Below are 13,542 nucleotides of genomic sequence, written 5' to 3'. Positions count from 1 at the left end.
TACACGCCAATAAAACCATTACAACCGTACTGGGTACCTCTTTTAATATTCGTATTATCCATAGCGTTAGTACAGTGAAAATCGTTGTGAAAACCGGAAAGGTGAAAGTAGCCACCAGCGTTGCATCTCCGGACAGCAGCCGGTTATTGCTACCGGAACAGGGGCTTGAAATAAATACCAGTAATAATCAGGTACGCACCTTTTCACAGCCAGCCAACATCATCACTTCCTGGTGGGAGGGGGCGCTGGTATTTCATCAGAACAGCATGAAAGAAGTGGCAGAAGCGCTCGGAAACCGTTACCAGGTGCATATCCGGTTGGCAACGCCGGCATTGCAGCAATACCGTGTTTCCGGTGATTTTACCACGAGTCATACTTTAACAGCCATATTGGACGCATTATGCCTCGTACACCGCCTGTCGTACGAAAAAAAGAACAATGAGTATTTCATCTATGCATCTATAAAAAAACCGGTTATGCGCTAACATAACCGGCCACTTGTTTTGCTGTCAAATCCTTCCGTAACGCTAATTACCGGATGAGGCAGCGTGTTTTTAATTCAACATAAAAACTGGTCAAATTTATGAAAAATGTAGTAAGCAATTCTACAATCCGTTATCTTATGCGCCTAAGTCTGATGACAACCTGTTTTGCCGTAGCCAGCTTGTCTTTATGGGCTAAAAGCCTGGAGGGGCAGAGTTTGAAAAAGAACATCTCCCTGAAAGTAACCGGCACCAACCTGAACGCCGTATTAAAGCAGATCGCCCGTCAAACCCATCTGCGACTGGTATATGATGCCAGGGAGGCCAACAATTACCCTATGGATGTACTGGAGACTACCGGGCGTTTGGCAGATGATCTGCTGGACTCCCTGCTGGCGCCTACCAGCTTGTCTTACCGCGCGGTAAACGATCTGCTGGTAATATATCCTAAGGATGAACAGGAATTTGGACTTAAAGGAAAGGTAATAGACGGTGAAAGCAAAGAGCCATTGCCGGGTGTGACCGTTTTCCTGAAAGGAACGAAAAGAGGAATGGTGACAAACGGTGGAGGAGGATTTGCCCTGGCAGCCGTAAAGCCAGGCGATGTATTAATTGTGTCTTATGTAGGATATGAAACCCGCGAAGTAGTGATTGCCAATGATGATTTTTTGACAATCGCGTTGCAGGGCAGTCTGGCCCGGGTGAAAGATGTGGTGGTAGTAGGTTATGGCGTTCAAAAGAAGGTCAACCTCACCGGAGCCGTAAGCCAGATAGATGCCAGTGTGATTGAAAGCAGACCGGTAGCTAATCTGGGGCAGGCATTACAGGGCGCTATTCCCAATCTGAATGTAAACTTTGGTGATGGTCGTCCGGGTAGCAATGCGACCTTGAATATCCGCGGTTTTACGTCTATTTCCGGCGGTGCACCTTTAGTTTTAATAGATGGGATTCCGGGAGATATCAATACCGTAAACCCACGGGATATTGAATCAGTAACGGTGCTGAAAGATGCATCTTCTGCCGCTATATACGGTGCCCGTGGCGCATTCGGTGTAATATTACTGACCACTAAAAAAGGGAAATCCGGCAAAATGCAAATCAGCTATGGTACCAACTATGGTTGGGCCAGTAATACCGCCCGTACCGATTTTGTTACCAACGGTTATGACGCTGCGATGTTGAATGATGAGGCATTTAAGATCACTCTGGGGAAAACTTATACCGGTTATACAGATGAAGACTATGCAGAACTCCTGAAAAGAAAAACAGATCCTACCCTGCCTTCCGTAGTGATACAGAACCGCAAAGGAAAAGACATGTATGTATACTATGGTAATACCGACTGGTGGCATACCATGTTCCGCGACCAGATGCCTTCCCTGGAGCATGGCCTGAACATCAGTGGTGGCACCGACAAAATTAATTATATGGTATCCGGCAGGCTTTACCAGAAGAAAGGGATGATGCGCATTCAACAGGATATTTATAATTCATATAATTTCCGGGCTAAAATTGAAGCGCAGGTGAAGCCGTGGCTGACATTAACCAGCAATACACAATTTAACGCTTACGACTATACGTATCCTGGCAGTGGAGTGAATAGCAACTTTGTATCTGTCAGCGTACATGCGTTACCGTCATACGTACCTGTAAACCCCGATGGGACCGCCACTTACCGCACAGAACTTAACAACTATACCATTGGAGATGGCATTTATGCAGACCTGCTGCATGGTAAAAGCAAAGGTGGGGTGAAACAAACAGAACTGGTGAATACCGTGGGAGCTACATTCAAAATCAATCCTGATTTTAATATTACGGCCAACTATACACTGACGGTGATGAATGGCAACAGCTTCCACCGGCAAACAGCTGCGCCCTGGTCTATTTTTCCGGGCGTCATCAGCTACGTCAATAATGATGAGTTATGGCAGCAGGATGATAGCCGACTGGCACATGTAGTCAACCTGTTTGGCAACTACAGCAAACATTTCGGCAAACATGCCATCAATCTGACTGCAGGTGTGAACCAGGAATTGCAGCGATATAAAATGCTGTATTCAGGGAGAAAAGACCTGTTGTCGGAGGACCTGAACGAAGTAGCACTTGGTACTGGGGATGCCACGGTAAACAGCAATAACCAGGAGCTGGCGTTACTGGGTACTTTTGGCCGCGCTGCCTATAGCTATGCTGATAAATACCTCGTGGAGTTTAACGGGCGTTATGATGGTTCTTCCCGGTTCCCTTCCAGTAAACGTTTTGGCTTTTTCCCTTCCGTATCTGCCGGCTGGCGCATGAGTGAAGAAGCATTTTTTACACCGGTAAAAAATGTGATCAGCGATATTAAATGGCGTGCTTCCTATGGTGCATTAGGTAACCAGGACGTACGTAATAATTACTATCCGTATATCCCTATTATGGGCATGGGAACTATAGATTATATCACAGAGGGCAAGCGTACGCAGTATGTAACCCTGCCTGCTCCTATTTCTCCGGACCTTACCTGGGAGAAGGTGAATTCGACTAATCTGGGTGTGGACATGAGTTTCCTGCGTAACCGGTTGAATGTTACTTTCGACTGGTATGTACGCAATACCAAAGACATGCTCACCAAAGGGATGACCCTACCTGCTGTTTTTGGCGCCAGCGAGCCTAAACAGAACGCGGCAGATCTGCGCTCTCAGGGCTGGGAAATAAACATGGACTGGCGCAGTTCCCTGGTGGTAGCAGGTAAACCATTTAATTATAATGTTGGATTTAACGTAGGTGATTTTAAAGCATCTATCACCCGGTTTGATAATCCCAACAACATTTTGAGCGATTACTATGTAGGCCAGCAGTTGGGTGATATCTGGGGCTATAGCCTTGCCGGCTATTTTCAATCAGATAAAGAAGCAGCAGACTGGAAAGTAGATCAGACACAAGTGGGCAACAACATTTTTTCAGCACCCGGTGAATGGGGAAAGCTTCGTGCCGGTGACCTGAAATTCGTAGATCTGAATGGCGACAATACCATCAACAAAGGAAAGAATACGCTGGCGGATCATGGGGATCTAAAAATTATTGGTAATTCCCTGCCCAGGTACACGTTTGGTATCAGGGGAGGTGCAGACTGGAATGGGATTGACTTTAGTTTCTTCTTCCAGGGAGTAGGCCGCCAGAACTGGTATCCGGGCAACAATGCCGATAAATTCTGGGGTCCTTTTTCACGCCCTTACATGTCGTTTATTCCAACAGATTTTGCGGAGAAGTTATGGAGTCCTGAAAATCCGAACGCTTATTTTCCGCGGTTGAGAGGATATATAGCACTCAACGATAATGGTTCACTGAAGGAAAACAATGATAAGTACCTGCAGGACCTGGCTTACATCCGTTTGAAAAGCCTGATTGTAGGCTATTCCCTGCCGGAATCGCTGATGAAGCGTATTAAGCTGACCCGTTGCCGGATTTATTTCAGTGGTGAAAATCTGCTTACGCTCAGTAAACTGGAGAGCAAATACCTGGACCCGGAACAATTATCCAGTGATCCTAACCTGGTAAGAACAGATGTTAACGGCCGCGTTTATCCGTTCAGCAAAACATTTGCAGCAGGATTGGATATCACTTTTTAAACTGAAAAAGAAAGACGATGAAAAAACATAATCTACTCGTTATATGCCTGTTGTTGCTGGGATTTAGCTCCTGTAATAAATTTATGGACAGAGACCCGCTGGCGAAAATTTCTCCCGATAATTTTTTCAAAACAGAAAAGGACCTCAAATTATATATCAACTCCATGTACACCATGGTGCCGGATGCGGAAACGATTTATAACGAAGACATGGACAATGTGGTGAAGTCCAGTGTATCGGAATTCCTGACGGGCAAGCGGCAGGTGCCGGTTACGGGCGGCGGCTGGAGCTGGGCGGAACTGCGAAAGATCAATTATTTTCTGATCAATTGTAATAAAGTATTGCCGTATGCCACCACGCGGAAATATATTGGTGCAGCAAAATTTTTCCGGGCCTGGTTTTATTTTGAGATGATTAAAAAGTTTGGTGATGTACCCTGGTATAATACACCGTTGGATGTAAATGATCAGGCATTGCTGCAGAAAGCCAGGGATCCCCGTAAGTTGGTGATGGATTCTGTGATGGCAGATATTGATTCCGCCATTGTTTCGCTGGATGCGGTGAAGAACAATGAACTGATTACGAAATGGACAGCGTTGGCGCTGAAAGCACGGATTTGTCTTTTTGAAGGTACTTTCAGGAAGTATCATAAAGAAGCCAATTTCAATTTACCGGACGAGAATAAGTTTCTGCAGGCGGCTGCGGATGCGGCGGCACAGCTGATGGCCAGTGGACAATACCGTATTTTCACCAGTACTACTACCAGCGCGTACCGTGACCTTTTCGCCACAAAGGCCGCGAACACAGATGAAATTATATTAAGTAGAAAGTATAGCGCAGGCTTGCAAATATATCATAACGCTAACTACTATACGATTACTGCTTCCTATGGTCAGCCTGGTTTGGAAAAAAGTTTTGTGAACAGCTACCTGATGAAAGATGGCAGCCGTTTTACAGACAAGCCGGGTTTTGATAAAATACAGTTTTATGCAGAATGCCAGGATCGTGATCCAAGGTTGGCGCAAACGATCCGTACGCCGGGTTATACACGTATTGGTAATACGAATAAACTAGTACCCGACTTCGGGGCGGCGGTAACAGGGTATCAGCTCATTAAATATGTAACAGATGAAACGCAGGATTCTTACGTAAAGAATGACAATGATATGCCGGTATTCCGTTATGCAGAAGTGTTGCTGAATTTTGCAGAAGCCAGGGCGGAACTTGGAGTGCTTACACAGGGGGATATAGACCAGTCTATTAAATTGTTGCGTGACCGGGTAGGTATGCCCAACCTGAATGTGGCTGCTGCAAATGCTAATCCGGATGCCTATGAGGCGGCACGTTACAGTAATAAAACCATTAGTGGCGTATTGCTGGAAATCCGCCGGGAGCGCAGGATAGAGCTGGTTATTGAGAATTTCCGCTGGAGCGATATCTGCAGATGGAAAGAGGGGAGTATGTTAACCCGTCCTTTCAAAGGGATGTACTTCCCGGGTGTTGGGCAGTTTGATCTGGATAATGATGGTAAAGTAGATGTGGTGATCTATGAAGGCACCAAACCAACCGGCCCCAAAGGACCCGCTTATCTAAAGTTGGGTACTGAAATAGACCTGGAAAACGGTACATCAGGAGGCTCCGTGATGATTAACCGGAATATTGCCAAAGGCTTTAATGAAAACCGGGATTACCTGTATCCCGTGCCTATCCAGGAACGGACGTTAAACAAACATCTTACACAAAATCCCAACTGGAATGATGGGCTTTAAGTAACAATCGTGGTCTGAAGATGATCGCATCTTCGGACCACGATTGTTCATCAAATTTTGCCTCCCATATTTTTAATAATGATTTCAAGGAAGTTAATAGTGGCAAGATATTCGTCGGTGGTGGTGCCGGCGAGTATCTTTTCATGATTCTTGTCTTGCAGCGCGGAAATATTTTCAAATTCTGATTTTCCTGTTGCCGTAAAAGAATACATATCTCCTTCCTGCAAAATCCATTCGCGGGACACGAGGGTAGCCAGTATTTCTTCCAGTTCGGATTCAGATAAGAATCTGCTTACCTGGTGGTAAAACAGTGCTTTGGATATTTTTCCGTGTTTATCAATCTGCTTCAGCACCTGCCAGTGAAACCGGTTAAGGCCAAAGGATTCAAAGGCTGCATTAATATATTGCGTAATCAGGCTGTCCGCTTCTTTCAGGTACCAGCCGATAGGTAGTTTTTTTGTGATGTCGGATTGCATAAGAATGGTTTAATCGTTAACAGGAGTAGTGATTTCAATCATGATAGTATCGAAGTGCAGGTAGAAGCCGAACGTTTTGCGCATGGGTTGTGGAGCCTGTTCCAGTTCGATACCGCCTTCCTGCAGGCGTTGATACATAGCGTTTACCGCGTCCTTATCTGCCAGATAAAAGCCGATGTGAAAGGCGTCCGGATAGGTGTGGTTTCCTTTTTCGTTGAAACGTTGGTTCATTAATACAAGCAAAAAGTTATCGGGTCCTGTTAAAACGGATAAGCTATCATTGAGTTTTGGGTCTGTACAACGAAAATCGAAGTACGTTTCGAAGAAAGTGCGTGTTGCAGGCACATCTTTTACAGAGAGGTTTAAGTGATTGAGTTGCATAAGTGCAGGCTTAATAAATGAATGTTCGCTCTTTTATGAGTGCAAATGTAAGCGAATGATCGTTCTTTTTAAAAAAAAATTAACATTTTTTCCGGGAACGAGGTAAAAAAGCCTGGTTTATTGCTTTTTTGGTACTATCTGCTTCTTCGGCACCACCTGGTAATCTTCCGCCGATTTAGGCTGGGTCATAATCTTTTTCTTCTGATCGAGTGGCTGAGGGGTAGGAGCTCCTTTTCCTATAGGAATAGCATCATGAAAGATCTTATTTACGTGCATCCATTTACCGGCCAGCCATTTAAAGCCTTCGTAATCCATGTCGGACACGTAGGTGAATTTCTTCATCGGCTCATTGGTTTCTGAAATAAGATGGTCATACACGACCATATCCAGCTCCTTGTTATAGTTGAGCGTAGCAGTGCTTTCTTTTTTATATTCAATGATAAAGCGGTTGCGTGTAGGCTTGGGCGTACTATCTTCCGCAAAACTAAAGAATGGTCCGCCAAATACGGGGCTCCCGTTTTTGAACGTAAGCATTTCTACTATTTTCTTCTGGCTGCGCGGATTGTTGGCGTCCCAGCCGAAGAGCGTATAAAACTCCTGGTTGAAATAATGGCGGTGTACAACATTATAGTACAAGCAGCCGAACCAGGATTTATTGTCTGTTACAGAATCCGTATTCGTGATATAGTCAGAGGCGTCAAACAAGGGGAACAGCTTCAGCTGACCGTCGGGGGTATTCATTTGTATAGCCCCAAAGTGGCGGTAGAAGCCATTTTCCCGTTCCAGTGCCCAGGTGAATATGCGGAAGGTACTGTCTTGCGGATATTGAATAGACACCGTTTTCAAAGAATCAAAAGGAAAGCGGAACGAATATTTTGTTTTCAGCGCGCGTACCAGCATCGGAATAAAAGCATCCTTAGCCCTTTCCCGGCCATCATCGCCCTTGCCACTGAATATATCCATGCTGAGAATTTGCAGGGTATCCTGGTCCTGTTTCAGCTGTTTTAAGCCCGCAGCATCTGGCTGCTGCGCGTAGGTCAGTAAACCTGCAAGTATCAGTAGTAGTAACAGTAATGATTTTTTTGCCATGTCTATTATACGGTTCGGAACAGGAATTATTGTATAGCCTGTGCAAACTGCAACAGGTTTTGATATCGCTGGTCAATTGATGGATGTGGGAACGGAACTTCCGGACGGGTAGAAGGTATAAAGACGGTTTGCTTTCTGCTTTCAGCCTTCTGCTGCTAAAATATGAATTTCTTTAGCCAACCGGCTCCAGGAATATTGTAGTTTCTCTACACGGAGGGCGGCTACCATATCGGCTTCCCGGTTGTCCATGAAATATTTTTCGATAGCAGCAGCAATAGAAGCTGGTTCCGGTTTGGCCTGGAAGCCAACTACACCATCCGGCACCATTTCTACCAGTCCACCTACATTCGTTACCACCATTGGTTTTTCGAAATGATAAGCGATCTGTGAAATGCCGCTTTGGGTGGCACTTTTATATGGTTGTACCACCAGGTCGACGGCACAGAAATAATTTTTAACAGCGGCATTCGGTATGAAATCGGTGTGCATGAGTACCCGGTCACCTAGCTGTAGTTTGTTCAGCAGTTCCAGGTAAGGAGCTGCATTTTCATAATATTCACCGGCTACGATGGCATGTACATCCAGCTTTTTCATGCGCTCATCTGCCATGGCTTCCAACAGCAGGTCCAATCCTTTATACTGTCTGATGAATCCAAAAAACAGGATATACCGTTTGCCTGGTTGTAGTTTCAGTTGTGCGCGGGCAGCTTCTTTGGTGATGAGGGCGCCGTAGTTATCGTAAATAGGATGGGGGATGAGCGAGGCTTTTTTTACCGGCTCAAATACCCGCAAGTCGTTAAGTACAGACTGGCTCATGGCCACGAAGGAATCTACCGGTTTCAGGAAGTATTTGGTAAAAGCCACATCACCGGGCCGTTTTTCATGTGGCACCACATTATCCAGTATCGTGATTACTTTGGTGTGTTTGCGTTTTCCCAATCGCAGCAGCGTGCCCAGCGCAGGCCCCATGATGGGCAGCCAGTATCTGGTGATGATAATATCCGGGTTCATTTTCCGGATTTTGCGACCTACGATTAACCAGTTCAGCGGATTAACAGAATTGATCAGGCGTTTGATCTTCAGGTGCTTTGGCGCAGGATCTGTAGAGAACTGGCTTTTACCAGGAAAAAAAAACTTAGGATACTGGACGGTAAACGTCCATATTTCCACGTCATCTGTTTGCTGTAATTCTTCTGCCAGTCGCTCGTTATAAGCAGCCAGCCCACCCCGGAAAGGATAGGCTGTACCTAAAATAAGTATTTTCTTTTTGTTAGCCATAGTTACAAATTACGAATAGTGAATTACAGGTTAAAGCCGGCGATCATGAAGATTCGACAATTGTAAATCATCATCCGTAACATTACTGGTGTGGTCCATGCGTTCTTCCACGAGATAGGAATTGCGCTCGGTGGCATTGCGGGTGACCAGTTCACCGATAAAACCAGTCAGGAATAATTGTGAACCGATGATCATACACAGCAGGCCCAGGTAAAAGAGGGGTCTGTCTGTCATATTCACTTTATCAAAGAATATTTTAGCAATAGCCAGGTAAAGTGCAATCACAAAACCCACAAAAAAGGAGAGGGAGCCCAGGGCGCCGAACAGGTGCATAGGGCGTTTGCCGAATTTGCCGATAAACATAATGGTCGCCAGATCCAGGAAGCCGTTGATAAAACGTTCCAGCCCGAATTTGGTGACGCCGTATTTACGGGCGCGGTGTTCCACTACTTTTTCGCCGATTTTACGGAACCCGTTCCATTTGGCGATGACAGGAATATAGCGGTGCATTTCACCGTATACTTCTATCGATTTGATTACTTTTTTGCGATAGGACTTTAAGCCACAGTTCATATCGTGCAGCTTCACGCCGCTCATGCGGGTAGTGGTAAAGTTGTATAATTTAGACGGAAGGTTTTTAGTAAAGGCATTGTCGTAACGTTTCTTTTTCCAGCCGCTCACCAGGTCGTAACCATCTTCCATAATCATACGGTATAGTTCCGGAATTTCATCCGGGCTATCCTGCAGGTCAGCATCCATCGTAATCACTACATCGCCCTGTGCAGCATTGAAACCTTCGTTCAGCGCAGCCGATTTACCATAGTTGCGTTGGAATTTGATCCCTTTGATGTTTGGGTTTTGCGCAGCCAGTTGCTGAATAACGCCCCAGGAGTCGTCAGTGCTGCCATCATCTATCATCCATACCTCATAGGTATAGTGATGGGCATCCATGACTCTTTCGATCCATGCGGCGAGTTCAGGTAACGATTCTTCTTCGTTTTTTAAAGGAACGATTACGGATATGTTCATCTTAATAGAATAGTATTATAAGTGTTGCCCTTGGGCCGGTTTCTTACGTATGATCAATGAAATAATGGCCGACACCGCAAAATAGAAAATAATTCCTTTGAGGAAATCCATGAACGATTTTGCAATCCCTACATTAAAATCAGTTTTAGCCAGTTCATCTAATTGTTTGTCAATTTCATCTTCCGGTGCTTTAAACCGACGCATCCATTTTTCGGTAGATTCCAGCAGGTTTTGCTTTAAAGCATCTACCAGGTGCGGATCTATGTATTTATACAGAATATATTGGTAAACAGTAATAATGGCCGTACCAATGATAAAGGCCGTAAATACTGGTTGTAATGCTTCTTTAAAGCTGATATATCCCCCCAGTTGTTTTTTTCTTTCTTTTCCTGCCAGTACCCCAATCACAATAAAGACAGCCAGCTGTATCACGCTGTTCCACCAGGAAAATAATATGGTCGGACCAGCTACATAGGATAACACATTCAGAAATACTAATATAATACCTCCGACTATTCCCCATTTAAGGCCGGGGTTAGATTTTTGCTGCATACAAGGTTAATTATTTAGATGAAAAACCGGTCCATTTACAGTGGCATGTACTTTCCCCTTCAGTTGTTCGCCAATATACGCTGAATTTTTGGACCGGGAAGCAATGTGGGCAGTGGTAAACTGCCAGCTTGTTTCCGGATCAAAGATGGTTAGATTAGCTGCAGCGCCCTCCTGCAGTACAGGTTGAGGCAGTCCGAATATCCGACGGGGATTTGTTGTCAGCATGTTAATTAACTGTTCCAGTGGCAATTCAGGCAGGTATTGTCTGATCACTCCGAAGGTGCTTTCCAGGCCAATCATCCCATTTCTGGCATATTCGAATTCCACCTGTTTGGCATCCCAGTCCTGCGGCAGGTGGTGGGTGGCAATACAGTCGATAGTGCCATGTAATACGGCTTCCTGGAGGGCTTTCACGTCATCTGCGGTGCGCAGCGGCGGATTTACCTTCAGATGGGTATCGTAGTTGATCAGATGTGCATCGGTGAGTGACAGGTGATAAGGGGTAACGGAGCAGGTTACTTTCACGCCAGCGGCTTTAGCGGCGGCAATCAGTTCCACGGATTTGCGGGTGCTGATACCGGTAAAGTGAATGCGGGAGTCAGTATATTTCGCGAGCTCAATATCACGTTGTATAATCAGTTCTTCAGCCAGTGCGGGTTTGCCGGGCATCCCCAGTTGGGTAGAGTAGATGCCTTCGTTCATCAGGCCATGCGCAGAAATACTCTGGTCGTCCGGCAGCTGTATGAGCGTGCCATCAAAGGCTTTGATGTATTGCAGGGCTTTCAGCATTAGTCCGGGCGACTGTAATGGTTTGATACCATCAGAAAATGCCACGGCGCCTGCCTGTTGCATTTCATACATTTCTGCCAGACCGGTGCCTTCCAGGTTTTTGGTGGCTGCGCCAATTGGCAGAACAGTAGCGGCCGAATGGCGCGATCTGCTCAGCACGTATTCGATTTGCGGTTTGGTATGCAATGCCGGCTGGGTATTGGGCACAATCATCACGGTAGTATAACCACCGGTGGCTGCCGCCTTTATGCCGCTTTGCAAATCCTCTTTATGTTCCTGGCCGGGATCGCAGAAATGTGCGAAAACATCCATCCATCCAGCGGAAACATGCAGGTTGTCGCCTGAAATGACCGTTGCGCGGGCATCTTCAAGGTTGTCAGCTACCTGTTGAATGATGCCGTTCTGAATAGAAATGTCTTTTTGCTGCCCGTGCAAGGGTGAGGAAGGCGCTATAATCTTTACGTTCTTGAGTAATATGTGCATGCTTTACGTTCTATACCTGTCCGAAAATACAGGGGCAAATGTAACATAAAACTGTTAATTGTTGAAGCCGGGGCGTTCGTACTTTTCCGATCGTCGCTCAGGTTGGTATGATAATTGAAAATGCAGGGGTAGCAGATCAAAATAACAAATGATGATTGATTATCTTACTAACCTCGTAGCTCGGATATGCGACCGCTCGGAACAATTGCATAACGGCCAGACAACCAGCTGGCAAGCACTTCGCGAAGCCGAACAACTGGCTAATCACGCTTACATTCCCCTGCTGTACCAATATATTGATCAGGAACCCGACAAAGATAAACGCCGCGCTGCCTTTTTTATCATCACCCAGCTCTCCAGAAATACCAACGATCCGGAAGTGATCCGCTTTTTGCTGGATCGCCTTAGAATAGAGCAGGACGCAGATATGATCACCGCCATTCAACAGGACCTGGAACGTGGACTCACCATCCCCGGATATATTAACCTGGAGCCCTTGTTCAATAATACTTTATCCGTTAATAATAATATACGTCGTTCCGCCCTGCTGGCCCTCAGAGGAACCCATAATCCGGCTGTGGAAGACTGGGCATTGGGCTTGTTGAAACGAACGATGAACGAATATGACATTTATTATATCACCTTATTACTGCATAAAGTAGGTACTCAAAAAAGTGTTCCTTCCCTGCGCAGACTCCTGGAATATCACCGTCAGGACGTTAAAAGCCTCGCTTTTGGCGCCATGGCAGATATAGAGAAAGAAAAAGAAGCCATGTTTTACATGCGTTACCTGCAACGGGGACAATTGAAATTTGAGGCCATGGAAGCGATTTATAAATATGCAGATGAAAAGGCTATTCAGGCTGTTACCGCCCGCATTACAGAGCTGTTATCAAAAAGACGCAGTAGTGCCAGGATGACGATAGAAACGGTCAAAAACGGGTTCACAGACCTTATGCTGGGCATGGAATTTTTGTTTAAGTTTCGTACTGCCAAATCAGATATCAAAAAAACTTTTTCCTGGATTACAGAAACAAGAGCAGATTACCTTTTACCGGAAGAAAAGGAATGGGTAAGAAGGCATATCAGCAATTAGCTATTAGCCATTAGCTTTTAGCTTTTAGCAAAATGCAGCGAAGATGAACATTTATATTGTTCTTCGCTGCATTTTACTGAAAGCTAAAAGCTAAAAGCTAAAAGCTAAAAGCTAAAAGTTAAAAGCTTTCCTTAATTTAGCTCCCCAAAAAGAGAGATGAAGAAAGCTTTCCTATTGCTTTTGACAGGATGGATGATGAACGGGCTGTCTGTACAGGCGCAGCAACGTCAGTATACGATGGCTGAAGCAACCAACGGACTTCGCCAGCAACTGGCACCTGAACGGTTACGACAATTTGAGTGGCTGCCGGAACAAAATGCCTACAGCATTGTAGCGGCGGTTAATGGCAGCTTTGCCTGGGTGAAGTACACGCCTTCTGATAATAGTATTAAAGCAGATACATTGTTGCGGTTAACGGAGCTTAACCAGCAATTATTCTCCGGCAAACCATTGCGCGGATTACCAGCGTTGCATTGGATGTCTGCCAGCAGCGCATGGTTTAGTCTT

The 13,542-nt window shown here is 45.5% G+C and carries 12 protein-coding genes; 5 read left to right on the top strand and 7 right to left on the bottom strand.

The features are described from left to right. From VIP81_RS25475 to VIP81_RS25465, 3 genes are all read left to right on the top strand, one after another. A partial coding sequence (locus VIP81_RS25475; protein ID WP_331967891.1) for a DUF4974 domain-containing protein occupies positions 1 to 485 on the top strand: 485 nt, incomplete at its 5' end. Positions 486 to 622: 137 nt separating this feature from the next. Next, complete coding sequence (locus tag VIP81_RS25470; protein ID WP_331967889.1) at positions 623 to 4,093, top strand: TonB-dependent receptor; 3,471 nt, start codon at positions 623 to 625, stop codon at positions 4,091 to 4,093. Positions 4,094 to 4,110: 17 nt separating this feature from the next. Beyond that, positions 4,111 to 5,862: a RagB/SusD family nutrient uptake outer membrane protein gene (locus VIP81_RS25465; RefSeq protein WP_331967887.1), complete on the top strand. Its 1,752-nt coding sequence runs from the start codon at positions 4,111 to 4,113 to the stop codon at positions 5,860 to 5,862. A gap of 50 nt (positions 5,863 to 5,912) precedes the next feature. Here VIP81_RS25465 and VIP81_RS25460 read toward each other — a convergent pair whose 3' ends face one another. The 7 genes from VIP81_RS25460 to VIP81_RS25430 form a co-directional block, all read right to left on the bottom strand. Beyond that, positions 5,913 to 6,338 carry a hypothetical protein gene (locus VIP81_RS25460; protein ID WP_331967885.1) on the bottom strand — a complete coding sequence of 142 codons (426 nt, stop codon included), beginning with the start codon at positions 6,336 to 6,338 and terminating at the stop codon, positions 5,913 to 5,915. A gap of 9 nt (positions 6,339 to 6,347) precedes the next feature. Then, complete coding sequence (locus VIP81_RS25455; protein WP_331967883.1) at positions 6,348 to 6,719, bottom strand: VOC family protein; 372 nt, start codon at positions 6,717 to 6,719, stop codon at positions 6,348 to 6,350. Positions 6,720 to 6,836: 117 nt separating this feature from the next. Beyond that, on the bottom strand, positions 6,837 to 7,808 hold the full coding sequence (locus VIP81_RS25450) for a hypothetical protein (protein WP_331967881.1): 972 nt from the start codon (positions 7,806 to 7,808) through the stop codon (positions 6,837 to 6,839). A 141-nt stretch (positions 7,809 to 7,949) separates the two neighbouring features. Then, complete coding sequence (locus VIP81_RS25445; RefSeq protein WP_331967879.1) at positions 7,950 to 9,086, bottom strand: glycosyltransferase; 1,137 nt, start codon at positions 9,084 to 9,086, stop codon at positions 7,950 to 7,952. A 30-nt stretch (positions 9,087 to 9,116) separates the two neighbouring features. Beyond that, positions 9,117 to 10,115 carry a glycosyltransferase family 2 protein gene (locus VIP81_RS25440; RefSeq protein ID WP_331967877.1) on the bottom strand — a complete coding sequence of 333 codons (999 nt, stop codon included), beginning with the start codon at positions 10,113 to 10,115 and terminating at the stop codon, positions 9,117 to 9,119. Between the two features lie 15 nt (positions 10,116 to 10,130). Then, positions 10,131 to 10,667 (bottom strand): DUF4199 domain-containing protein, encoded by a 537-nt coding sequence (locus tag VIP81_RS25435; protein WP_331967875.1) that lies wholly within the window; start codon positions 10,665 to 10,667, stop codon positions 10,131 to 10,133. A 6-nt stretch (positions 10,668 to 10,673) separates the two neighbouring features. Further along, positions 10,674 to 11,939: a dihydroorotase gene (locus VIP81_RS25430; RefSeq protein ID WP_331967873.1), complete on the bottom strand. Its 1,266-nt coding sequence runs from the start codon at positions 11,937 to 11,939 to the stop codon at positions 10,674 to 10,676. Between the two features lie 151 nt (positions 11,940 to 12,090). Here VIP81_RS25430 and VIP81_RS25425 point away from each other — a divergent pair, with 151 nt between their 5' ends. Continuing rightward, positions 12,091 to 13,035, top strand: a complete 945-nt coding sequence (locus VIP81_RS25425) for a hypothetical protein (RefSeq protein WP_331967871.1) — start codon at positions 12,091 to 12,093, stop codon at positions 13,033 to 13,035. 156 nt (positions 13,036 to 13,191) lie between these two features. Next, positions 13,192 to 13,542: hypothetical protein (locus tag VIP81_RS25420; protein ID WP_331967869.1), on the top strand; the 351-nt coding region annotated here is incomplete at its 3' end.

Source organism: Chitinophaga sp. (genome assembly GCF_036566945.1).
In the GTDB taxonomy this organism is placed as follows: Bacteria; Bacteroidota; Bacteroidia; order Chitinophagales; family Chitinophagaceae; genus Chitinophaga.
The sequence above is the reverse complement of the archived record's forward strand: the minus strand, read 5'-3'. Positions and strand labels throughout refer to the sequence as shown.

Excerpts from the sequence above, each read along its gene's own strand:
- VIP81_RS25445 (WP_331967879.1), bottom strand. The coding sequence starts at position 9,086 with ATGGCTAACAAAAAGAAAATACTTATTTTAGGTACAGCCTATCCTTTC.
- VIP81_RS25425 (WP_331967871.1), top strand. The coding sequence starts at position 12,091 with ATGATTGATTATCTTACTAACCTCGTAGCTCGGATATGCGACCGCTCG.
- VIP81_RS25470 (WP_331967889.1), top strand. The coding sequence starts at position 623 with ATGCGCCTAAGTCTGATGACAACCTGTTTTGCCGTAGCCAGCTTGTCT.
- VIP81_RS25455 (WP_331967883.1), bottom strand. The coding sequence starts at position 6,719 with ATGCAACTCAATCACTTAAACCTCTCTGTAAAAGATGTGCCTGCAACA.
- VIP81_RS25460 (WP_331967885.1), bottom strand. The coding sequence starts at position 6,338 with ATGCAATCCGACATCACAAAAAAACTACCTATCGGCTGGTACCTGAAA.
- VIP81_RS25430 (WP_331967873.1), bottom strand. The coding sequence starts at position 11,939 with ATGCACATATTACTCAAGAACGTAAAGATTATAGCGCCTTCCTCACCC.
- VIP81_RS25440 (WP_331967877.1), bottom strand. The coding sequence starts at position 10,115 with ATGAACATATCCGTAATCGTTCCTTTAAAAAACGAAGAAGAATCGTTA.
- VIP81_RS25435 (WP_331967875.1), bottom strand. The coding sequence starts at position 10,667 with ATGCAGCAAAAATCTAACCCCGGCCTTAAATGGGGAATAGTCGGAGGT.
- VIP81_RS25465 (WP_331967887.1), top strand. The coding sequence starts at position 4,111 with ATGAAAAAACATAATCTACTCGTTATATGCCTGTTGTTGCTGGGATTT.
- VIP81_RS25450 (WP_331967881.1), bottom strand. The coding sequence starts at position 7,808 with ATGGCAAAAAAATCATTACTGTTACTACTACTGATACTTGCAGGTTTA.